The 22,250-nt window shown below is 63.9% G+C and carries 24 protein-coding genes and 1 riboswitch; of the genes, 21 read left to right on the forward strand and 3 right to left on the reverse strand.

The genetic code is table 11. The features are described from left to right. Window positions 1-40 precede the first annotated feature (40 nt). Window positions 41-1,264, reverse strand: coding sequence for an MFS transporter (locus tag AB4074_RS01675; protein WP_441411811.1), 1,224 nt, complete (start codon window positions 1,262-1,264; stop codon window positions 41-43). A 227-nt stretch (window positions 1,265-1,491) separates the two neighbouring features. On the opposite strand from AB4074_RS01675, the gene AB4074_RS01680 reads away from it, so the two are divergent. Both AB4074_RS01680 and AB4074_RS01685 read left to right on the forward strand, forming a co-directional pair. Next, a complete protein-coding gene (locus AB4074_RS01680) occupies window positions 1,492-2,826 on the forward strand; it encodes an ammonium transporter (RefSeq protein WP_441411812.1) in 1,335 nt (444 codons plus the stop codon). After that, on the forward strand, window positions 2,823-3,161 hold the full coding sequence (locus AB4074_RS01685) for a P-II family nitrogen regulator (RefSeq protein ID WP_028264639.1): 339 nt from the start codon (window positions 2,823-2,825) through the stop codon (window positions 3,159-3,161). Before AB4074_RS01680 ends, AB4074_RS01685 begins: the two co-directional genes overlap by 4 nt. Window positions 3,162-3,248: 87 nt before the next feature. Here AB4074_RS01685 and AB4074_RS01690 read toward each other — a convergent pair whose 3' ends face one another. Continuing rightward, the gene (locus AB4074_RS01690) at window positions 3,249-4,649 is read right to left on the reverse strand and encodes a glucose-6-phosphate dehydrogenase (protein WP_441411813.1); all 1,401 of its coding nucleotides are present in this window, start codon (window positions 4,647-4,649) and stop codon (window positions 3,249-3,251) included. 151 nt (window positions 4,650-4,800) lie between these two features. Here AB4074_RS01690 and ffh point away from each other — a divergent pair, with 151 nt between their 5' ends. Next, a complete protein-coding gene (ffh, locus tag AB4074_RS01695; RefSeq protein WP_345449955.1) occupies window positions 4,801-6,369 on the forward strand; it encodes a signal recognition particle protein in 1,569 nt (522 codons plus the stop codon). A gap of 44 nt (window positions 6,370-6,413) precedes the next feature. Then, a complete protein-coding gene (locus AB4074_RS01700; RefSeq protein WP_441411814.1) occupies window positions 6,414-7,163 on the forward strand; it encodes an alpha/beta hydrolase in 750 nt (249 codons plus the stop codon). 24 nt (window positions 7,164-7,187) lie between these two features. Here AB4074_RS01700 and thiC read toward each other — a convergent pair whose 3' ends face one another. Beyond that, window positions 7,188-8,993 (reverse strand): phosphomethylpyrimidine synthase ThiC, encoded by a 1,806-nt coding sequence (gene thiC / locus AB4074_RS01705; protein WP_441411815.1) that lies wholly within the window; start codon window positions 8,991-8,993, stop codon window positions 7,188-7,190. Beyond that, window positions 8,989-9,096: riboswitch (TPP riboswitch) on the reverse strand. (Overlaps the previous gene by 5 nt.) 77 nt (window positions 9,097-9,173) lie before the next feature. On the opposite strand from thiC, the gene AB4074_RS01710 reads away from it, so the two are divergent. The 17 genes from AB4074_RS01710 (at window position 9,174) to AB4074_RS01790 (ending at window position 22,231) form a co-directional block, all read left to right on the forward strand. Further along, on the forward strand, window positions 9,174-10,268 hold the full coding sequence (locus AB4074_RS01710; RefSeq protein ID WP_441411816.1) for an amidohydrolase family protein: 1,095 nt from the start codon (window positions 9,174-9,176) through the stop codon (window positions 10,266-10,268). Between the two features lie 78 nt (window positions 10,269-10,346). Continuing rightward, on the forward strand, window positions 10,347-11,225 hold the full coding sequence (locus AB4074_RS01715) for a VOC family protein (protein ID WP_441411817.1): 879 nt from the start codon (window positions 10,347-10,349) through the stop codon (window positions 11,223-11,225). Between the two features lie 70 nt (window positions 11,226-11,295). Then, a complete protein-coding gene (locus tag AB4074_RS01720) occupies window positions 11,296-11,739 on the forward strand; it encodes a hypothetical protein (RefSeq protein ID WP_441411818.1) in 444 nt (147 codons plus the stop codon). Between the two features lie 195 nt (window positions 11,740-11,934). Then, window positions 11,935-12,357: a 30S ribosomal protein S16 gene (rpsP, locus tag AB4074_RS01725; protein ID WP_441411848.1), complete on the forward strand. Its 423-nt coding sequence runs from the start codon at window positions 11,935-11,937 to the stop codon at window positions 12,355-12,357. 1 nt (window position 12,358) lies between these two features. Next, the gene (locus AB4074_RS01730; RefSeq protein WP_028267532.1) at window positions 12,359-12,601 is read left to right on the forward strand and encodes an RNA-binding protein; all 243 of its coding nucleotides are present in this window, start codon (window positions 12,359-12,361) and stop codon (window positions 12,599-12,601) included. Between the two features lie 129 nt (window positions 12,602-12,730). Continuing rightward, a complete protein-coding gene (gene rimM / locus AB4074_RS01735; protein WP_441411819.1) occupies window positions 12,731-13,294 on the forward strand; it encodes a ribosome maturation factor RimM in 564 nt (187 codons plus the stop codon). Window position 13,295: 1 nt separating this feature from the next. Next, the gene (trmD, locus tag AB4074_RS01740; RefSeq protein ID WP_441411820.1) at window positions 13,296-14,141 is read left to right on the forward strand and encodes a tRNA (guanosine(37)-N1)-methyltransferase TrmD; all 846 of its coding nucleotides are present in this window, start codon (window positions 13,296-13,298) and stop codon (window positions 14,139-14,141) included. A 287-nt stretch (window positions 14,142-14,428) separates the two neighbouring features. Further along, window positions 14,429-14,788 carry a 50S ribosomal protein L19 gene (rplS, locus tag AB4074_RS01745; RefSeq protein ID WP_234752061.1) on the forward strand — a complete coding sequence of 120 codons (360 nt, stop codon included), beginning with the start codon at window positions 14,429-14,431 and terminating at the stop codon, window positions 14,786-14,788. A gap of 78 nt (window positions 14,789-14,866) precedes the next feature. After that, on the forward strand, window positions 14,867-15,544 hold the full coding sequence (lepB, locus tag AB4074_RS01750) for a signal peptidase I (protein WP_441411821.1): 678 nt from the start codon (window positions 14,867-14,869) through the stop codon (window positions 15,542-15,544). Beyond that, complete coding sequence (lepB, locus tag AB4074_RS01755) at window positions 15,545-16,492, forward strand: signal peptidase I (protein WP_441411822.1); 948 nt, start codon at window positions 15,545-15,547, stop codon at window positions 16,490-16,492. Further along, window positions 16,492-17,229: a ribonuclease HII gene (locus AB4074_RS01760; RefSeq protein ID WP_441411849.1), complete on the forward strand. Its 738-nt coding sequence runs from the start codon at window positions 16,492-16,494 to the stop codon at window positions 17,227-17,229. Before lepB (AB4074_RS01755) ends, AB4074_RS01760 begins: the two co-directional genes overlap by 1 nt. A 78-nt stretch (window positions 17,230-17,307) precedes the next feature. Then, window positions 17,308-17,652 carry a DUF2469 domain-containing protein gene (locus AB4074_RS01765; protein WP_028267525.1) on the forward strand — a complete coding sequence of 115 codons (345 nt, stop codon included), beginning with the start codon at window positions 17,308-17,310 and terminating at the stop codon, window positions 17,650-17,652. A gap of 113 nt (window positions 17,653-17,765) precedes the next feature. Further along, window positions 17,766-18,122: a YraN family protein gene (locus AB4074_RS01770; RefSeq protein WP_441411823.1), complete on the forward strand. Its 357-nt coding sequence runs from the start codon at window positions 17,766-17,768 to the stop codon at window positions 18,120-18,122. Then, entirely contained in the window at window positions 18,123-19,664 is a 1,542-nt protein-coding gene (locus tag AB4074_RS01775) for a YifB family Mg chelatase-like AAA ATPase (protein ID WP_441411824.1), read from the forward strand. 11 nt (window positions 19,665-19,675) lie between these two features. Then, on the forward strand, window positions 19,676-20,902 hold the full coding sequence (gene dprA / locus AB4074_RS01780; protein WP_441411825.1) for a DNA-processing protein DprA: 1,227 nt from the start codon (window positions 19,676-19,678) through the stop codon (window positions 20,900-20,902). A gap of 150 nt (window positions 20,903-21,052) precedes the next feature. Further along, window positions 21,053-21,247, forward strand: a complete 195-nt coding sequence (locus tag AB4074_RS01785; protein WP_441411826.1) for a hypothetical protein — start codon at window positions 21,053-21,055, stop codon at window positions 21,245-21,247. Between the two features lie 18 nt (window positions 21,248-21,265). Continuing rightward, complete coding sequence (locus AB4074_RS01790; RefSeq protein WP_441411850.1) at window positions 21,266-22,231, forward strand: tyrosine recombinase XerC; 966 nt, start codon at window positions 21,266-21,268, stop codon at window positions 22,229-22,231. The last annotated feature ends 19 nt before the right edge of the window (window positions 22,232-22,250 follow it).

Here is a 22,250-nt window from a genome sequence, read left to right on the forward strand (position 1 = left end):
TAGCGACATTAACTGCGACTCAGTTGGGTCAGTCGACGCTTTAGGGGACGCGCTGCATCGGCTCGCGTGCCGCGGACCAGCCGACGGCGGCGAGCAGGAGGATTCCGCCCGTTGCGCCGAAGGCCCACCCGTAGCCAAGTCCATCAGCCACGAGGCCAACGAGGACCGGACCCACGATGGCTCCGGCGTCGGAGGCCATCTGGAACACCGCCAGCACCTTGCCGCCGGAGCGGCCACGACCGATGATGTCCCCGACGGCGGCCTGCTGGGCCGGGTTCAGCAGGCCGGAGCCGAAGCCGGCCGCGGCAGACGCCCCGAAAAATGCGGGAAGATTGCCGGTCAAGCCGATGGTGGCGGTGGCCAGGCCGGTGACCACCAAGCCCAGCAGCATCATGGGCTTGCGGCCGAAACTGTCTGCCATCCGGCCGGAGAAGGTCAGCGCCAGCGCGTTTCCCCCTGCAAACACCGCCAGCGCCCAACCCGCCGAGGCCGATCCTCCGGCCAGCACAACCACGGCGAACAACGGCACGGTGGCCATGCGCACGCCGAAGGTCGCCCAGCCGTTGCTGAAACTGGAGAACAGGGCGGCCCGGTAGGCAGAATCGCCCAGGGCCTCCTTCATGCGCATTGCCGGCCCTGCCGCGCCGCCTTGCTTCGCTGCCTTTGAACTGCCCGTGAGCTGCGTGCGTACAACCAGGGCCGCAAGGACCAGGGCCGTCGCGTAGGCGAGGAACGGGACGCGCAGGCCGAAGCCGGCCAGCAACCCGCCAACCACGGGCCCCAGGACGCTGCCGATCAGGAAGGCGGAGGCGTACGCGCCGGAGACCCGTCCACGGCTTTCCGGTGGGGCGAGCCTGATCAACAGGCCCATCGCGGCAACGGTGAACATCACGGACCCGGCTCCGCCAAGGCCCCGGAAGACCAGCAGCTGCCAATAGTTCTGGGCGAAGGCGCAGGCCGCCGTCGACGCCGCCACAATCAGCAGCCCTGCAATGTACACCGGACGCTCGCCGAAGCGGCCCATCAGGGCACCCCCGGCCGGAGCAAACACCAAGCGCATGAAGGCAAAAATACTCACGATCACCGCGGCTGCCGTCGCCCCGACGTCGAAAGTCGTGGCGAACTGGGGGAGCACGGGCGCCACGAGGCCAAAACCCAGTGCGATCAGGAACGCTGCCGCCAACATCACCCTGATGTCCCGCGGCATTGCAGCCTTTGGGGCCCTCGCTCCTTGATTGGCGGGGGACTTCGGGCATGCGGTCATGGTGTCGGGGTCCTCTGGGTAGTACGAACGAAGGGGAAAGTGGAACTGACGAAACATATCCGTAACAAGGCTGATATGCACCATTTACGTTCGAGAAGTTCTTGTAACAGCCCCGCAATCTAAAACCTTCGCAGGTGAAACACTGCCCCGCAAAACTCTTATGTAGAACGCAAATGCGTTGGGACAGGCGGCAAAGTCCGCAACAAAGAGCAGAGAGGACGTAGACCATGGAATTCAGCGCCGGTCTCGTTTGGCTCCTGGTCGCGTCAGCCTTCGTGCTGTTCATGACCCCGGGCCTGGCATTCTTCTATGGCGGCATGACCCGTGCCAAGGCCGCCCTGAACATGATGATGATGAGTTTCATCGCCATCGGCACAGTGACCATCGTCTGGGTCTTGTGGGGCGCATCGATGTCCACGAGCAACACGGACAACTTCTTCCAGCTCTTCGCAAACCCGTTCAGCCACTTCGGTCTGCACAACTTCACGGATCCCGCTGACCTCCTCAAGGTAGGCTATGCGGCCACCTTCGCGATCATCACCGTGGCCCTGATCTCCGGTGCCATCGCGGACCGTGCCAAGTTCTCGGCCTGGACGCTCTTCACCCCGATCTGGGCCACCCTGGTCTACGCACCCATGGCTTACATGGTGTGGGGCGGCGGGCTCTTCTCCAAGGACGGCTGGTTCGGCCAGACTTTCGCCCCGGTCATCGACTTTGCCGGTGGCACCGTGGTGCACATCAACGCCGGTGTGGCCGGCCTGATCCTCGTCCTGATCATCGGCAACCGCAAGGGCTTCGGCAAGGACCCGAACCACCGCCCGCACAACGTGCCCCTGGTCATGCTCGGTGCTGCGATCCTCTGGTTCGGCTGGTTCGGCTTCAACGCCGGTGCAGCAGCAACCGTGGAGCAGGCGGGCCTCATCTGGATCAACACCCTGACCGCTCCGGCAGCCGCCATGCTCGGCTGGCTTATCGTGGAGCGCATTCGTGACGGCCACCCCACCTCGCTCGGAGCTGCTTCAGGTGTCGTCGCCGGTCTGGTCGCCATCACCCCGGCTTGTGCCAACGTTTCCCCGCTCGGCGCCATCGCCCTCGGTGTTGCGGCCGGCGTTGCCTCGGCCCTCGCCGTCGGCCTGAAGTTCAAGCTCGGCTACGACGACTCCCTGGATGTCGTCGGCGTCCACCTCGTGTCTGGCATCATCGGCACGGTGGCCATCGGCTTCCTCGCCACCCCGACCCAGGGTGCAGCCGGCCTGTTCTACGGGGGAGGTACTACCCAGCTGGTTGCACAGTCCCTGGCGGCACTCTGCTCGATCGTCTTCACCGGCGTCATGACCTTCATCATCGCCTACCCGATCCACAAGCTCATGGGCTTCCGCATCTCCGAACGCCAGGAGATCGCCGGTGCAGACCTCAGCCTGCATGCCGAAACGGCATACGAGTTCGGCGTCGGCGGCCACGGCGGAAGCTTCCAGCCCCTTCACGACCTCATTACCGGCAAGGTATCGTCCGAAGCAACCGACGAAGCATCCGTATCAGGCAAGGAGAGTGTCCAGGCATGAAACTCATCACGGCGATCGTCCGCCCGGAGAAGCTCGACGCCATCCGCGAGGGGCTCGAAGCATACGGGGTACAGGGACTGACGGTCAGCGCGGCCAGCGGCTACGGCCGGCAGCGCGGTTACACCGAGGTGTACCGCGGGGCTGAGTACAACGTGGATCTGCTTCCCAAGATCCGCGTGGAGGTCCTGGCCACGGATGAGCAGGCAGACGACATCCTCGATGTCCTGATTGCTTCCTCCAACACCGGCCGTGCCGGTGACGGCAAAGTCTGGACCGTAGACGTCTACGAAGCTGTCCGTGTCCGCACGGGCGAGCGAGGCGCAGCAGCCATCTAAGGCACCAACGCAAAGAGGGGCCGGATACCTGGAAAGGTACCCGGCCCCTCTTTGCGTGTGCGCTTCCGAAGGAGCGTGGCCGCCTGGTTAGTTCCCGACGGCGGTGGGCCAGTCCGCGGGACCGGGCCCGCCGGCGTCGTACTTTTCGAGCGGCACGGAATCCTTCGCCCAGGCCTTGATCACGGGTTCGATGATCCGCCAGCAGTCAACGGCGGTGTCGCCACGGACTGAAAGCAGGGGATCGCCGGTAATGACGCCCTCCAGCACTTCTCCGTAGGGCAGCAGATCGGACGCATTCAATTCAGCGTTGAGTGTCACGCGATTGAGCGTGAAGATGTTTCCGGGACCGTTGACGTCGACGTCGAGCTGCAGCGTGTCAGGACCGAAGCCGATGCGCAGCCGGTTGGGGGAGTCGACGCCCTCGAATCCGGTCGGCAGGTGTGGAACGGGCCGGAAGGTAACGATCGCCTCCTTCCGCGCGGCACCCAACGCCTTTCCAGACCGCAGGATGAAGGGGACGCCTTTCCAGCGCCACGTGTCTATTCCCACTTCGACTTCTGCGAGCGTCTCGGTTTCCCGGGCAGGGTCCACGCCCGCTTCCGCGACATAGTCCGGCACGTCCCGGTCGCCGATCCGGCCAGTTGTGTACTGCGCCCGCCGGGTGGACTTCTTGTACGGCGCGGTGATGCTGCTCGCACGCAGTACCGTTGAAATCGCGTCGCGGAGATCGCGCTCGCCGATGCTGGAGGGGGCATCGATGGCCAGCAGCGCCATGATGTGGAGCAAATGGCTCTGGATCATGTCCTTGAGGGCGCCGGCGCCGTCGTAGTAGCGCGCACGCCCTTCGAGTGCGAGGTCTTCGTCGAAGATGATCTCCACCTTCTCGATGTGGTCCCGGTTCCACACCGGCTCAAGGAAGCTGTTGGCGAAGCGCAGCCCCAGGATGTTGAACACGGTGGCCTTGCCAAGGAAGTGGTCCACGCGGTGGATGTGGTCTTCCGGGACCAAAGCGGCAAGGGTCTTGTTGAGCGCCCGGGCGGATTCGGAACTGGATCCGAAGGGTTTCTCCATCACCAGGCTTGTTCCGGGAGGAAGCTGCTGGGCGGTGAGGACCTCGCAGGCCTTCTGGCTGATGTGCGGGGGCAAAGCGAAATAGACGGCGATTGGTGCTTCGAGTCCGGCCAGAAGAGTCGCGAGCTGGCCATCCGCCGTGACGTCCAATTGATGGTATTCAGTACTTTTCTCCAGGGCCGCGATTGCTTTCTTGCCCGCGGCACCTGCACCGTTGGCGGCTTCCTCGAAGGCACCGCCCACACGTTTGCTCCACTGCTGCGGTGTCCACGGGTCGGAGCCGGCTCCGACAAGCTTCAGGCCGTCTGCGAGGCCGTTGGCCACGAGCCTGGCAAGGCCCGGCAACAGCAATCGGCCCGTCAGATCTCCGGAGGCGCCTAGGATGAGCAACGTATTTACTGTTGTTTTGCTGGTCACTGTGCCAGCATGCCATCTTGCAGGCGCGTCTTGGTACCCTAGATAGTCGAGTCCCTCAGTTGAGTCAGATTTGTTTGGGGCAGGAATCGTCAAGATATTGGTGCGTCGGAACGGCCGCCATTCGTAGACCATTGAAAGAAGTGCACGGCGCGTGTTCAATTCACTCTCTGACCGGTTGACAGCAACCTTCAAGAATCTCCGTGGCAAGGGCCGCCTCACCGAGGCCGACGTCGACGCCACCGTCCGGGAGATCCGGCGTGCCCTCTTGGACGCCGACGTTGCCGTTCCCGTGGTCCGCGAGTTCACAGCCCGCATCCGTGAACGCGCCCTGGGCGCCGAGGTTTCCGCGGCCCTGAACCCGAGCCAGCAGATCGTGAAGATCGTCAACGAGGAACTCCAGGAGATCCTGGGCGGCGAGACCCGCCGTATCCGCTTGGCGAAGACCGGCCCCACCATCATCATGCTCGCCGGCTTGCAGGGTGCGGGTAAGACCACCCTCGCCGGCAAGCTTGCCAAGTGGCTCAAGGCCCAAGGCCACAGCCCCGTGCTGGTGGCCGCTGACCTCCAGCGTCCCAACGCCGTGACGCAGCTCCAGATTGTCGGCGAACGCGCCGGTGTTCCCGTCTTCGCTCCGCACCCCGGCACCACCTCGGATCTGGATGTTCCCACCGGCGACCCGGTCGCCGTCGCACGCTCCGGCGTCGACGAGGCCCGCCAAAAGCTGCACGACGTCGTGATTGTCGACACCGCGGGACGCCTCGGCGTCGACGCCGAAATGATGGACCAGGCGCGCCGCATCCGCCAGGCGATCATCCCGAACGAAGTGCTCTTCGTCATTGACTCGATGATCGGCCAGGACGCCGTCAACACGGCGGTTGCCTTCGATGAAGGCGTCAACTTCACGGGTGTCGTGCTGTCAAAGCTCGACGGCGACGCCCGAGGTGGTGCCGCCCTCTCGGTAGCGTCTGTCACCGGAAAACCGGTCATGTTCGCGTCCACCGGCGAAGGCCTCGACGACTTCGAACTGTTCCACCCGGACCGCATGGCTTCCCGCATCCTCGATATGGGTGACGTTCTCACCCTGATCGAGCAGGCCGAGAAGAACTGGGACAAGGATGAAGCGGCCCGGATGGCGAAGAAGTTCGCCGACCAGGAAGACTTCACCCTGGACGACTTCCTCGCCCAGATGCAGCAGATCCGCAACATGGGCTCCATGAAGAAGATGCTCATGATGATGCCGGGTGCGCAGAACATCCGCCAGCAGCTGGAGCAGTTCGACGAGCGTGAAATCGATCGCGTGGAGGCCATTGTCCGCTCCATGACCCCGCACGAGCGTTTGGCTCCGAAGATCATCAATGGATCCCGTCGGGCCCGCATCGCCCGTGGTTCCGGTGTGCACGTCTCCGAGGTCAACGGCCTCCTGGAGCGCTTCGCGCAGGCCCAGAAGATGATGAAGAAGCTGGCCCAGGGCGGCGGAATGCCCGGGATGCCTGGCATGCCCGGACTCGGTGGCGGTTCCCGCAAGGCGAGCAAGAACGCGCCCAAGAAGAAGGCCCGTTCCGGAAACCCCGCGAAGGCGGCCCAGGAACTGCGCGACGCCGAGAACAAGCGAGCGAACGCCGTTCGCACCGGCGCGTCATTCGGCCAGCCTTCCGGCGACTTCGACCCGTCCCAGCTGAACCTGCCCAAGGGCTTCGACAAGTTCCTCGGCGGCAAGTAACCGTCCCGCCCGAGCTTGCCAGCCCCGTGCCATAGGCTGGGGGAATGCAAAAGCAGCGCGTTGTGTTCGTCCATGGAGCAGGCACATTCGGCGCTGCCGCTTGGCCGAAACAGCACGGCATGGCGCTGGCGTACGATGCACTGTTCCTGAAACGCCACGGCTTTGATGCGCAGGCCGAGCCTCTGGAATCCGATGTTGCCGCCGACGTGGACATTATCCTGGAGTGCCTCGGAGGGCGGGAGACCGCGTCAGGTTCCGGCTCGGCGCGTGGAGGCCATATCGTAGCGCACTCCCAAGGCGCGATTTCAGCCATGTTGGCCGCGGTGGAGCGGCCGGACCTGGTCCGGTCCCTCGTGCTGGTGGAACCGGCTTGTCTTTCATTGACGGCCGAGTTGCCCGCCACTGCGGCTTACCGGGCACTCATGGAGCCGTTGTTCCGGATCCGGCACGAACTCAGCGATGACGATTACCAACGCGAATTCGTCCGCAGGGCGTTTTCCTCCGAGGCGGCCGTTCTCAGTACCCCGGAGGCCCGGCGTACCGCTCGACGCCTGCGGCTCCAGGCTCCGCCGTGGGAAGCGCCTCTGCACATTGTGCCCGGAGTCCCCACGCTTGTCCTGACCGGTGGTTGGGAACCCCTTTACGAAGAAATCGCCGGCTACTTGAAGGAAACCGGCGCCCTCCACCGCGTTGCGGCTGGAGGACACCGGCCTCATGATTCAGTTGAAGGAGACCGGATGATCCGGTCCTTCATCGCGGATGTCAGCCGCGCCGGATCAGTGCAAGCTTCCTGATCAGTCCAGGCTTCCTGACGTCGCTCAACGTTTTCCTGCGGGAACCTCGAGCTCGGGCAGGTAGACCTTCCCGCCGGATGCCAGGAATTCCTCGCTCTTTTCGCGCATCCCGCTGTACATTTCCGCGATGGCCGCCTGGGAATCCGCCGAGCCATATTCGTCGCGGATGTCCTGGCTGATGCGCATGGAGCAGAATTTCGGTCCGCACATGGAGCAGAAATGCGCCGTCTTGGCCGGTTCCGCCGGGAGAGTCTCGTCGTGGAACGCTTCGGCCGTGACCGGATCCAATGACAGCGCAAACTGGTCACGCCAGCGGAACTCGAAGCGGGCCTTGGACAGGGCATCGTCGCGTTCGTGGGCGCCGGGGTGTCCCTTCGCAAGGTCAGCTGCGTGGGCGGCGATTTTGTAGGTGATCACGCCTGTCTTGACGTCGTCCTTGTTTGGCAGGCCCAAGTGTTCCTTCGGGGTGACGTAGCAGAGCATCGCGGTTCCGTAGCGGGCAATCTCCGTGGCGCCGATAGCCGAGGTGATGTGGTCGTAGCCCGGAGCAACGTCGGTCACGAGCGGGCCGAGGGTGTAGAACGGTGCGCCGTCGCACAGCTCCTGCTGCCGCTCGACGTTCTCGCGGACGAGGTGGAACGGGATGTGCCCGGGGCCCTCCACCATGACCTGCACGTCGTACTTCCACGCCCGCTTCGTGAGCTCCGCGAGCGTGTCGAGCTCGGCGAACTGCGCGGCGTCGTTGGCGTCCGCCGTCGCTCCCGGACGCAAGCCGTCGCCGAGCGAGAACGCGACGTCGTACTTGGCGAAGATTTCGCAGAGTTCGTCGAAATGGGTGTAGAGGAAGTTTTCTTCGTGGTGCGCCAGGCACCAGCCGGCCATGATGGAGCCGCCGCGGGAAACGATGCCCGTTACGCGATTCGCGGTGAGCGGCACATACCGCAGCAACACGCCGGCGTGGATGGTCATGTAGTCCACGCCCTGCTCGCATTGTTCAATGACAGTGTCGCGGAAGATCTCCCACGTGAGCTTGTTGGCTTCGCCGTTGACCTTCTCGAGGGCCTGGTAAATAGGCACGGTACCGATCGGCACGGGGGAGTTGCGGATGATCCATTCTCGGGTGGTGTGGATGTCGTCACCCGTGGACAGGTCCATCACAGTGTCGGCGCCCCATTGCGTGGCCCACTGCAACTTGTCCACCTCTTCGGCGATGGAGCTGGTGACGGCCGAGTTGCCGATATTGGCGTTGATCTTCACGAGGAACGCCTTGCCGATGATCATCGGCTCGGATTCGGGGTGGTTGATGTTGTTGGGGATGATGGCCCGGCCGGCCGCGACCTCGCTGCGGACGAGTTCCACATCGCAGTTTTCGCGAAGTGCCACGAACTGCATTTCGGGCGTCACGATGCCCTGCTTGGCGTAGTGCATCTGCGTCACGGTCTTGCCGTCGACGGCGCGGCGGGGCACCGGCTGTGCACCCTTCCACTCCGCTGAGGCGGCGCCGCGGCGTACGGCCGACTTGCCGTCGTCGAGCAGGTTCCGTTCGCGGCCGCTGTAGGCCTCGGTGTCGCCGCGGGCTTCGATCCACTCGCTGCGGAACGGCTCGAGGCCGACCACGGGATCGCTCCCTGGCCCTGCGGTGCGGTACACCTGGAATGGCGCGTTGGCCTCGCCGTTGGGGGACGGTTCCAGGGCGATTTCAGTCACCGGAACCCGGATTCCCGTCCCGGCATCCTCCAGGAACGCGAGGGAATGCGACTTGAGGGATTGTGTCACCTCTTTGGCCGATCCGTTTTGGGTAGGGCTCAGCTGTGTTTCTTTGATGCTCAAAGGATTACTCACTTCCTTCGCCGGCATTACCCGGACAGGTTCAACGGTCACAGGCTGCATCAGCCCGATCTCAGCCCTTGCAAGGGCCCCCGTGTGGTCGTAGACGAAGCTACCACAGCTGTCGGTGCTTGGGAGAGATGTGACCGGTCCGGCAACGGCGTCGGAGTCTAGGGTGGAATCATGGCGGAAATCATCGAATTCAGCGGCACCGTCCTCACCGGGCCGGAGGAGGAACGGCGCGGCCTCTGGTCGGTCGACGGACGGCTGACGTACCTGCGGCCTGCTGCCGCACCGGACGTCGTCCTGGCCGGATGGGTGCTGCCCGGCCTTGTCGACGCGCACTGCCATGTTGGCTTGGGCAAGGGCGGTGCCGTCGACGACGAGACTGCGCGGCTGCAGGCGACGGCGGACCGGAACGCCGGGACGCTCCTGATCCGCGACGCCGGATCCGCAAGCGACACGCGGTGGCTGCAGCGCCGGACGGACATGCCCAGAATCATCCGCGCGGGCAGGCATATCGCGAGGCAACGCCGTTACATCCCCGGGCTGGCCGAAGAAGTCGAGCCGGAGGATCTGGCGGAGGCGGTGCGCAAGCAGGCGCGGTCCGGAGACGGCTGGGTCAAGATCGTCGGGGACTGGATCGACCGCTCCGCCGGGGATCTCGGCCCGTCCTTTCCGGCCGCCATCGTCAAGGACGCCGTCGCCGCGGCACACGACGAGGGAGCCAGGGTAACTGCCCATTGCTTCGCCGAAGGGACTATCGACGACATGCTCGACGCGGGCATCGACTGCATCGAGCACGCCACCGGCCTCCTGCCGCACCATATTCCCCGGCTGCTGGACCAGGATGTGCCGATTGTCCCCACCCTCATCAACATTGCGACCTTTCCGGACATCGCGAAGCAGGCGGAAGCGAAGTTCCCGCGATACGCCGCCCACATGACCAGGCTGTGGGAGCGCAGGCATGAACGCGTCGCCGAGGCATTCGACGCCGGAGTGCGGGTGTACGCCGGGACCGACGCCGGCAGCGTCATCAAGCACGGCCGGATCGGTGAGGAAATCCTGGAATTGCATCGCGCGGGCCTTCCGGCGGCCGCCGCCCTCGATGCCGCCTGCTGGTCCACACGCGAGTGGCTGGGGGCCGACGGCATCAGCGAAGGTGCCAGCGCCGACGTCGTGCTCTACGCAAACGATCCCCGCGCGTCCCTTGAGGTGGTGCTGAATCCGCGATGCACCGTGCTGAGGGGACACATTTCAAGGAACGCCGGGCATTAGGAATAAATTGAAGCTTCAAGTAATTTAGATAGAGAGAGGTAGCCGAAGGGCGGCACCACAAAAAGCCGGGAGTTTCACATGACCATCACATCCAGCCAGGATCTCCTTCCTGCCGAACTCACCATGGGTACTGTCATGCTCAAAGTGGGGGACATGAAGCTCATGGGCGACTATTACCAGCGGGCGCTGGGGCTGGACGTCGTCGCCGAACAGGATGGCGGACTCTACTTCGGCAGGCTCGGCAAGCCCCTGGTGCACCTCGCGCCGGCCTCCGGGCTCCAGATCCCGGGTCGCGGAGAGGCTGGACTCTTCCACACAGCCTTGCTCTTCGAAGACCAATCCTCCCTCGCCGCAACTGTTGCCTCGGCCGCGCAGTACGAACCCCACGCCTTCGTGGGCAGTGCGGACCACCTGGTCAGCGAGGCCTTCTACTTCACCGACCCTGAGGGTAACGGCATTGAGCTCTACTACGACAAACCCCGCGAAGGCTGGGAGTGGAACGGCAGTTCGGTCGTCATGGACAGCCTGCCGCTCCCGCCGCAGCGCTATCTCCAGCAATACCTGAGCGAAGCCGCGGTGGCGGGCCAGCATGAGGCGGGCGCCGGCGTCGGGCATGTCCACCTCCAGGTGGGCGACGTGCGGACCGCCCATGATTTCTACGTCGACACCCTGGGCTTCGAACAGACCGCCGGGTGGCACGGGCAGGCCTTGTTTGTCTCCGCGGGCGGCTACCACCACCACATGGCCATGAACGTCTGGAACAGCCGCGGTGCAGGTCCGCGCAAGGACACACTCGGTCTCGGCGAGGTTGTCATCGAGGTGCCGTCAGGAGACGACGTCGGCGCGCTCGCGGACCGCCTCAAGGTTGCCGGTATTGCGTCCCACCACACGGGCCAGGAGCTGCGCTTCGAGGACCCGTGGCGCAACCGGCTGCGGGTCGCCGTCCGCTACGCTTGATCCGACGGTGTGGCGCATTTCGGCCGCCGCGCCGCAGCTCCGTTGGCACGAACGAATGAGAGTACTTTCCATGGGCTTTGCTGAAATCTTTGTTGCCACCCACGATGAAGCACTCAAGAGGGCCGCTGCCCTGGAGAAGGGCAGCGACGTATCCGGCGCCGCAGTACGGATCCCGGGAATCAGCGATTTCGAAGTAGAACAGCTCGGCGACCTCGCCGGGACCGCCGTGCATGCAGGCGGGGCCGACTATGAGCTTTCTTTGGTGGACGTCACCAGCGACGCCTTGCTGGGCGTCCCCGAAGCCATGGTGCGCGCCCTGTCCGAGCTCCTCAGCTACGAGACCGAAGGGGAGGGAAACGTCCTCGACGACGTCGCCGAAAGCTGGGCGGCCCAAGAGGACATGCCCTTTGATGCCCAACAGTCCCGTCAGTACGTCCAGCAGTTGGCGGCCCTCGCGAGCGACGTCGAAAAGGCGGAGCGGGCCGGTCTCTACGTCTGGTCCGCGGGCGAGTAACCCCGCAGTAAACCGGCCGCACGGACCGCGCGTTCGAAATACTGTCCGCCATCTGGCACAATGGACAGGTACTCGATCCGCACGGCCCCTCTCTCCGTGTGTGCATCTTGTCCTTGGAACCCTCAAGTATGGCCCGCCCCACGGGTGCAGAACGACGGGCTCAACCCCGTTTCAGAAACAGGAGTGACCACAAAAGTGGCCGTAAAGATTCGCCTTAAGCGCTTCGGTAAGATGCGCGCACCGTACTACCGCATCGTCGTCATGGACTCCCGCGCCAAGCGCGATGGCCGTGCGATTGAAGAAATCGGCAAGTACCACCCCACCGAAGAGCCCTCGTACATCGAGGTCGTCTCCGAGCGTGCACAGTACTGGCTGTCTGTCGGCGCCCAGCCGACCGAGCAGGTTGCCGCGATCCTCAAGATCACTGGTGACTGGCAGAAGTTCAAGGGTCTCCCGGGCCAGGAAGGCACGCTGAAGACCAAGGTCGCCAAGCCTGCTTTCGTTGCACCGGAGAAGGGTTCCGTCATCATCCCGGAAGCCATCACCAAGAAGACCAAGCAGTCGGAAGCAACTGAAGCTCCCGCTGACGCTGAAGCAGAGACCACCGAGGCTGAGTAAATTGCTGGCAGAAGCGCTCGAGCACTTGGTCCGTGGGATCGTTGACAGCCCTGAGGACGTCAAGGTCAGTGCCAAGAACAACCGCCGCGGGGAATCCCTTGAGGTGCGTGTTCACCAGGACGACCTCGGACGGGTGATCGGCCGCCAAGGTCGCACTGCACGCGCTTTGCGCACTGTGATTGCGGCATTGGCGGGCGGCGAGCAGGTCCGGGTCGACGTCGTCGACACCGACCGTCGCCGGTAACGCGCTCAGCAATACTTGTCTTAAATCCGGCCCCTTCACCAGATTATGGTGGAGGGGCCGGATTGTTTTACGAGCAAACCCCCAGCCTTGGTCCCTAAGCCGGCCCAGCGAAGAAATCAGAGGAACCCCATGCAGCTCCAGGTTGCCCGAATCGGCAAGCCCCACGGAATCCGCGGCGAAGTCACCGTCCAGGTGCTCACCGATGCCCCCGGCGATCGTTTTGTCCCGGGGACCGAATTTGTGGTGGAGCCCGCAAAGGCCGGTCCCTTGACCATCACCAGCGCGCGGTGGAACAAGGACATCCTGTTGCTCGGTTTCGAAGAGATCTCCACGCGCAACCAGGCAGAGGAAATCCGCGGCGCGAAGCTGTTCATCGAGACGGAAGAGCTGGAAGAGGACGACGACGAAGGCTGGTACGAGCACGAGCTTGTCGGTCTTGAGGTCCGTGTCGGCTCGCAGGTCGTAGGTAAAGTGACTGCACTCAACACCATGCCCGTCCAGGATCTGCTGGTCATTAAAGACGCTGACGGCAAGGAAATCCTGGTGCCATTCGTCGAAGAGATCGTGCCTGAGGTCAACGTCGAGGACGGCTACGTTCTGCTCACCCCTCCGCAGGGCCTCTTCGAACTGAACACCGATGCTTCCGCCTCCGATACGGAAGAGGACGACGCTGAAACCAAGGATGACGCCTAAAATGCGCATCGACGTCGTCAGTATCTTTCCCGAGTACTTGGCGCCACTCGAGCTTTCCCTCATAGGCAAGGCCCGTCAGGATGGGCTTCTGGAGCTGAATGTCCATGACTTGAGGACCTTCACTACGGACAAGCACCGCACGGTGGATGACACTCCGTACGGTGGCGGTGCGGGCATGGTCATGAAACCCGAGCCTTGGGCCCAGGCCTTGGAATCCATCGCCTCTGCGGCGAGTGCTGAAGCCGGAAGTGTTGTAACCGATGGCTCATCGGACGCTCCGACGACGAAGCCGGTCCTGATCGTCCCGTCGCCCGCGGGGGAGCGCTTCAACCAGGCCCTTGCCTATGAGCTCGCCGAGGAAGATCGGCTCGTTTTCGCCTGCGGCCGCTATGAAGGCATCGACGAGCGCGTCATGGAATGGGCGGCAGGCCACTTCACCGTCCGCCCGGTCAGTCTGGGCGACTACGTCCTCAACGGCGGCGAGGTTGCAGTCCTGGCCATGGTCGAAGCCATTGGGCGATTGCTTCCGGGCGTCGTCGGCAATCCCGAATCGTTGGTGGAGGAATCCCATTCGGACGGCTTGCTCGAGTACCCCGTCTACACGAAACCCTCGTCATGGCGCGATCGTGACGTGCCCGCCGTCCTTCTGAGCGGCAACCACGGCAAGATCGCCCAGTGGCGCCGCCACGAACAGTTCCGGCGCACGGCGGAACGCCGCCCGGACCTGCTCGAAGAGTTCGACGCCGGCCGCCTGACACGTGCGGACCGCACCGTTTTCGGGGAACTCGGGTACGACGTCGTCGACGGCCGGTTGCGGCGCCGCCCGGACGCCGACCTCCCGGACTGAGCCCGCCGCCGTCGGGCAGTCTTATCCACCGCTCGAGCGCAACAACCGGACCGCATTCGCGGGATTGGCCGGAACTCCCGGGTTGTGGCAGAATTAACCCTTGTGTCTACTGGGTTCGCGCCTGCCACAGGGGGAGCGTCACCAACAGCCTGACAACCCGGAACCGCCAATCAGTGGCGGTACCGGACTTGAAAATCTTCGGCGGTAATTTCCGGACGGCCTTGCGCCCCGGCTTGCCCGCCGTGACCCAAAGTGGATGACCTGTGGCGTTCACCAGGAGTGGATTAATGCATATCCTCGATAACGTAGATGCAGCTTCGCTGCGTAACGATGTTCCCGAGTTCCGCGCGGGTGACACCATCAAGGTTCACGTGAACATCATCGAAGGCAAGAACTCCCGTGTCCAGGTTTTCCAGGGCTTCGTCCTGGGCCGCCAGGGTGACGGCGTTCGCGAAACCTTCACGGTCCGCAAGGTCTCCTTCGGTGTCGGCGTAGAGCGTACCTTCCCGGTGCACTCCCCGATCATCGACAAGATCGAGGTCGTCACCAAGGGTGACGTCCGCCGCGCCAAGCTCTACTACATGCGCGCACTGCGCGGCAAGGCTGCGAAGATCAAGGAAAAGCGCGACTTCGCCACCGGCAAGTAGGTCTTTCGACCAACAGCGGGTCCTGGATTCGTGTCCGGCCTGCGCCGGAGAAATCCGCAACGCAACAGGAAACGAATCATGGACCACGCAAAACGCCAGCCCCGGAAACAGGGCTGGCGTTTTGTTTTGCTCGCACTTGTCCTGGCCGTTGCTATCAGTGGGCTTGTCCGGTCGTTGTGGCTCGACGTCTACTTCATACCCTCTGAGTCCATGGAGCCGATCCTGGGCACCGGAGACCGCATCCTTGTGTCCCGGACTGATTTCGCCGCAGGCCCTTTTCGCCGTGGAGACATCGTGGTCTTCGACGGCAGGGGAACCTTTGCTCCGCTGAACAGCGGCAAAGGGCCGTTCGCCGACGCAGTGGCCGCCGCCGGCCACTGGCTGGGCCTGACGGGAAGCGACACGACATACGTCAAGCGCGTCATCGGGCTTCCCGGCGACCACGTCGTTTGTTGTGGCACCGATGGCAAACTCACAGTCAACGGTCAGCCGCTTGAGGAACCCTATCTGTATCCCGGCGACACGCCGAGCGAGCAGAGGTTCGACGTCGTCGTTCCGAGTGACCGATTGTGGCTCATGGGGGACCACCGTTCACGATCGGCCGATTCGCGCAGCCTTCTGGGTGCACCCGGCGGAGGAATGGTGCCGCTGGAGCGTGTCATCGGGCGTCCGGTCCGGATTATCTGGCCGCTTGATAGATTTGCAGAACTGCCTCGCCCTGCGCAGGCCGGTACAACCTCGAAGAACGGACAATAGATGCCCGAGACAACTCCCGGGAAGCCGGAACGGCACGACGGTGACGCCAGGCCCCTGGACGGACCGTCTGCTCCCGCCACGGATCTTTCAGCGGACGAGGCCGATCCGGCACCGGGGAGCGCGACCGGGTCGACGGCGGTCCAGCCTGCGGAACAGGAGTCTCCGCGCCGCGCTGCACGGCGGGATTCCCGGATGGAACCGGGCGAAAGCGATCAGTCCGAACCTGCCGCCAAAACCCACGGCAGTCCGTTCCTCGGCTGGCTCAGGGAGATCGGCACGGTGGTGGTCATCGCGATCGTCTTGTCCTTCCTGATCAAGACCTTCCTGTTCCGTGCTTTCTTCATTCCCTCGGAGTCCATGGTCAACACCCTTGACGTTGACGACCGGATCTTCGTTAATCTGCTGGTCCCGCAACCCTTCGCACTGGAGCGCGGCGACATCGTGGTCTTCAAGGACGCCCAGGGATGGCTGCCGCCCACGCAGAAGGCGACCCCCGGGCCCTTCAAATGGTTCCAGGACGGTCTCGTCTTCGTCGGACTGCTTCCGGACGAGACCAATCAGCACCTCGTCAAGCGCGTGATCGGCCTGCCGGGGGACAGGATTTCCTGCTGTGACAGTTCAGCACGGGTCAGCGTCAATGGAACGGTCCTCAACGAGAACTACATCAATCCTGCCCAGGTTCCCATGGCCAAGTCTTTCGATGTGGTGGTCCCTGCGGGCAAAATTTGGGTTATGGGCGACAACCGTAACAACTCCGCCGACTCCCGTGAACACCAATCCGTCAATGGTGGTTTTATCGACATCTCCGACGTCGAGGGCAAAGCGACGGTCATTGCCTGGCCCATCAACCGTTGGCAGATCCTTGACAACCACTCAGAGGTCTTCCGAAACGTTCCCGCGCCGTCGCCCCAGAACACGGCTTCACCAACGGCTCCAGCAGGCAAATGATGGTTCCAGCGGGGACAGGAGCGGCAGCTCCGGTTCGAGCGCAGCGGAAACCCGCTGCGCGGACCAAGCACGCTCCGGATTTTCCGACCCTGGACGTCGAACGGGGGTTCCTGTCTCCGGGGGTCACGCTTCTGGCCGGTGTCGACGAAGTAGGCCGCGGAGCTCTCGCCGGGCCGGTGTCGGTGGGGATCGCCGTCGTCGATCTCCGTGACCACGGCCTGCTCGCCGATGTCCGCGACAGCAAGCTTCTCAAGCCCGAGGACCGCGAGCGGTTGGAACCGCTGGTACGCGAATGGGCGGTTGGCTCCGCAGTGGGCCATGCAAGTTCAGCGGAGATCGATGCGCTGGGCATTGTGGGCGCCCTGCGCCTCGCCGGAACACGCGCCTGGTTCGAGATTCTCGCCTCGGGCGTGCATCCGGACCTCGTCCTGCTGGATGGGAGCCACAACTGGCTCTCGCCCCAGACCCAGGGGTCCTTGTTCGACGTCGAGATGGTTGGTCCTGCTTGTCAGGCCCCGGTGCACACCCGGGTGAAAGCGGACATGAGCTGCCTCAGCGTGGCGGCCGCAAGTGTACTGGCCAAGGTGGCCAGGGACCGCATCATGATTGAGCTGCACGAGGAATATCCAGCTTTCGGCTGGAACGAGAACAAGGGTTACGCCACGTCTTTCCACCGCGATGCCATCAGATCGTTGGGTCCCACGCCGTACCACCGGACCAGCTGGAACCTGGTCTAGCCTCCGCTTTTCCTGGTCCTGGCTGCCGTCCGCCCAACCGTGGCGGCGTGTGCGCCCTCTATGGTGCAAGATGGATCTATGAGTGCCGAGGATCTTGAGAACTACGAAACCGACATGGAGCTGCAGCTCTACCGCGAATACCGCGACGTCGTTGGTTTGTTCAGCTACGTTGTCGAGACCGAACGCCGGTTCTATCTTGCAAACCACGTTGACCTGCAGGCACGCAGTGCCGACGGCGAGGTCTATTTCGACCTCACCCTCCAGGACGCCTGGGTTTGGGACGTCTACCGTTCGGCGCGTTTCGTGAAGAATGTCCGGGTCATTACGTTCAAGGACGTCAACGTCGAAGAACTTCCTCGCAACGAGGAACTTTCCCTGCCCAAGGACGGCGACCTAGGCGATTTGGGCAACCTGGGCAACTAGGATAGCCCGGCAACTTCTCCTCCACACCGTCTGACTGACGGAGTTTCCCACATAGCCAAACTGCCCCCTGTCTTCGGATTCTCCGCTCCTCCAGGCTGAAAGCGGAGGTGGTCATGAAAGCCAAAGACTTGCTGGGCCGGCACGGTGAAACGTTGGCCGTAGCCTTCCTTGAAACGCAGGGAATGCGGATTGTGGACCGCAATTGGAGATGTTCCGAGGGCGAGATCGACATCGTGGCGCTCGACGGCGACACCTTGGTGATTGCCGAGGTCAAGACCCGGAAGAACCTGGCCTACGGGCACCCATTCGAAGCGGTCGGCGCCGCCAAACTCGCCCGGCTCCATCGTCTGGCCATTTCCTGGTGCCGTGATCACGAGCATCGCGCCGCGCGCCGCCGGGTGGATGTCGTGGGAATCGTCGACGACGGCGTGGGCGAGCCACAGCTCGAACACCTCAGGGGTGTGGGCTAGATGGGCGTGGGCCGTAGCTACTCTGTTGCGCTGCTGGGCTTGAATGGCTACATCGTGGAGGTCGAAGCAGATATCGGCCAAACGCTCCCCAATTTCGTGATCCTGGGGCTTCCGGATGCTTCCCTGAACGAAGCGAAGGAGCGCATTCGTTCCGCGGCGCAGAATTCCGGCATTCCGTTGAGTCGTCGAAAGATCACTGCAAACCTGATTCCGGCCTCGCTGCCGAAGCGTGGCTCGGGTTTCGACCTCGCGATCACCATGGCAGTGTTGCGCGCTGCTGGTGATATCCGTTCCACCGAAGGCACGGTCTTCATCTCCGAGTTGGGACTGGATGGCCGGTTGAGGCCGGTTCGCGGCATCTTGCCGGCGGTCATGGCGGCTGTTCAGGCAGGCCACCCCGAGATTGTTGTGGCCCAGGCCAACGTCGCCGAGGCAGAGTTGGTTCCCGGGGCGGTGGTTCGTGGCTACAAGACCCTGGCCCGAATTGCGTTTGATCTCGGGGCCGATCCGCAGGACCTGGCCCTGGATTATGACCCGGCCGACGGTGACGTTGCGGGGGATCAGGACGTCGGAGCCGCGGTTGTTCCGGATCTTTGTGATGTCTCGGGGCAGGGCGATGCCCGCCGTGCTTTGGAGGTTGCCGCGGCCGGGGCACATCATGTGCTGCTTTGCGGTCCTCCCGGTGCGGGCAAGACGATGCTTGCCGAGCGGCTCCCGGGACTCTTGCCGGATTTAGGGGACCGGGAAGCCATGGAAGTCACGGCGATCCATTCGCTTTCGGCCGTCCATGTCGACTCGGTACAACTCTTGCGCCGCCCGCCCTTTGAGAATCCCCATCACAGTGCGACCGCCGCAGCAATCATCGGCGGTGGTTCCGGCCTGCCGCGGCCCGGGGCGGCCTCACGGGCGCACCGTGGCGTCTTGTTCCTGGACGAGGCACCCGAGTACGAACGCCGGGTCCTGGACGCCCTGCGGCAACCTCTGGAGAGTGGAGAACTGGTCATTCACCGCTCCGCCGGCACCGCTGCATATCCGGCCCGTTTCCAGCTGGTCCTCGCGGCGAATCCTTGCCCTTGCGGGAAGGCCACGGGGAAGGGAGTCGACTGCACCTGCACTCCGGTGATGCGGCGCCGCTACTTCGGGCGCATGTCCGGGCCCTTGCTGGACAGAGTGGACATCCAGCTCCAGGTGGAACGTGTATCCCTCGCGGACTTTGGGCAATCCGGCGCGGAGGAGGACACAGCCACGGTCGCCAGGAGGGTCCATGCCGCCCGGTCACGGCAACGTGAACGCCTGGGGAGTTTCGGCATGGAAACCAACTCGCAGGTTCCCGGGCGTGTACTGCGCGGCGAACTGCGACTCCCTTCCGCGACCACGAAGATTCTTGACGCTTCCCTGGAGCGTGGAATCCTCACCGCGAGGGGCTACGACCGCGTCCTGCGCCTCGCATGGACCCTTGCGGACCTGGGCCACAGGGACAAACCCCACAGCGACGACATCGGGCAGGCCCTCGGCTTGCGGCAGGCGGTTGCGGCCGCATGAAAGGACACGCCATGACTGAACACGGCCAGCAGCTAACCTCTGACGCTCCGGACCGGAGCAGGGAACGACTTGCCCGGGCAGCGCTATCACGGCTGATGGAACCGCAAGATGCGGCCGGGCTCGCGCTGGTCCAGGCTTCCGGGGCCGTTGACGGCCTCAGAATAGCGATCGGCGAGCTCGCTCCCGGACCCGGGCTTGAGCAGGAAGTGGCTTCCTTGTTGGCGGACAGCGGGGTATCTTCCGCCGGGGCCGGATTGGCCGCTGCGTTGCGCCGGTGGGCGCCACGGATCCCGGACCTTGCCCCGGAACGGGACCTTGCCACCATGCAACGCCTAGGTGGCCGCATGATCATCCCTGGCGACCCGCTGTGGCCCACGCAGTTGGCAGACCTGGGCCTTCATGAGCCGTTGTGTTTGTGGTGGCGCGGGCACGAATTGGAGTTCCCACCCGTACGGCGGGTCGTCGCCCTTGTCGGCTCACGGGACAGCACAAGCTACGGGGCCTCGGTAACGGGTGATTTCGCCTACGGGCTGGGTCAGCGCGGCTTCACGGTCGTGTCCGGGGGGGCCTACGGGATCGACGCACATGCACACCGCGGGGCCTTGGCCGGGGTGACAAACGACATGCCGACCATCGCAGTGATGGCAGGGGGAGTTGACCGATACTATCCCTCCGGAAATGAGGATCTGCTGCGTGCCGTGGCAAACCAAGGGGCGGTCATCGCGGAGGTTCCTCCGGGCTCGGCGCCCACTCGTTACCGGTTCCTCCAGCGGAACAGGATTATCGCCGCCTTGGCAGCCGTGACGGTGGTGGTGGAAGCGCGGTGGCGTTCGGGTGCCCTGAATACGGCCCATCATGCTGAATCCATCGGCAGGTCGGTCGCCGCGGTCCCGGGGTCCATCCACAGCGCCAACTCTGCCGGCTGCCATCGGCTCCTCAGGGATGGCGGAGCCGTCTGCGTCACGGACGTCGGAGAGATCGCTGAACTGGCGGGGTCGAGCGGTGAGTCGCTCGTCGGGGAAAAGGAAACGGCTGCCTCAGACCACGACGGACTCACCCTCGAGGACCTGATTCTGCTCGACGCCTTGCCCGTCCGTTCGACGAGCTCGGTGGAGAAGCTCGCGGTCGTGGCAGGACTCAGCCCCGAGTCCGTCAGGGCAGGTCTTGGGCGCCTTGGCCTGTTGGGCTTGGCGGTATCAGTGAGCGGCGCGTGGAAAAGGTCGGGGAAGCAGGGTTGAGTTTGGGACTGGATGGCAGGCTGAGCCTGGTTCGAGGTCTCAAATTCGCAACCTAATTGACGGTCGACTATCAGTTAACTGGAAGTTGGCGTAGCGTCACTAGGGCGATATGGGGGACCGTCCTTCCGTCGTTTCAGGAAAGGAGCCGAAGTGACTATGAAGTCAAGGGCGCAGCCCGCGAGGTTCGTGATTGGACAGCAAATCGGTCTCTTTCTGATCGTGGGAGCCGTCTTGTTCGTCCAAGGCGGCCCTGGCCCGGTATGGCTTTGGGTTCTTTTCGCGGTCTGGCAGGGGTTGCTCCTGTGGCAGTACGACAGGATGTACAGGTCCATCGCCCATAGGTGAAGATGGCCGAACGTGGCGATGCCAACTACCGGGCCCCGCGGCTGGCACAGTGGAAGGGTGCAAGAGAATCCGCTCCCCGAAGCATTCGCCGGGCCCGTTCGGGACTTCAGGCGGTACCTTGAGGGCGAACGGGCCAGGTCCGCCCACACGGTGAGGGCGTACATCGCAGACGTCGAGAGCCTGCTGCGCTTCGCTGTGGCGGAGGGCGTAGGGCAGCTCGCAGATCTGGAACTCGGCACCCTCCGGCGTTGGCTGGGGGCACAAAGCGAATCCGGCAAGTCCAGGGCAACACTCGCCCGGCATGCCGCGACGGCCCGCGCATTCACCTCCTGGGCCCTGCGGGAAGAACTCATCGCCTCAGACCCTGCCATCCGCCTCCAAGCCCCCAAACGGGACCACACGCTCCCTGGAGTCCTTCACCAACAGCAGGTCTCTAGGATTTTCGAAAACCTTTCAGAGGCAGCTTCAGATGGCTCTCCGATGCCGTTGAGAAACCGCGCCGTCGTCGAATTGCTCTACGCCACGGGGATCCGTGTCGGCGAGCTCGCCGGCTTGGACATCGATGATCTCGATTCGGATCGGCGAACTCTTCGCGTGCTCGGCAAAGGCAACAAGGAACGCACGGTGCCCTATGGGGTCCCGGCTGCGCTCGCCGTCGACGACTGGCTCCGCCGCGGCCGTCCACGGCTCGCAAACGAGCGTAGCGGACCGGCGCTCTTTCTCAGTTCAAGGGGCAACCGCATCGATCAGCGCCAGGCCCGCAGCGTCGTCAACGACCTTCTGGCAGCCTTGGGGGATACCGCGGCAACCGGACCCCACGCCTTGCGCCACACTGCCGCCACCCATTTGCTCGACGGCGGGGCGGACCTGCGTGCTGTGCAGGAAATTCTGGGACACAGCAGCCTCGCAACAACCCAGATTTACACCCATGTGTCGGTGGACCGGCTTCGCAAGAGCTATCAACAAGCCCACCCCCGTGCTTAAGGACCCGAAACCGTGCGAC

It is taken from the genome of Arthrobacter sp. 2MCAF14, assembly GCF_052115645.1.
Taxonomy (GTDB): Bacteria; Actinomycetota; Actinomycetes; order Actinomycetales; family Micrococcaceae; genus Arthrobacter.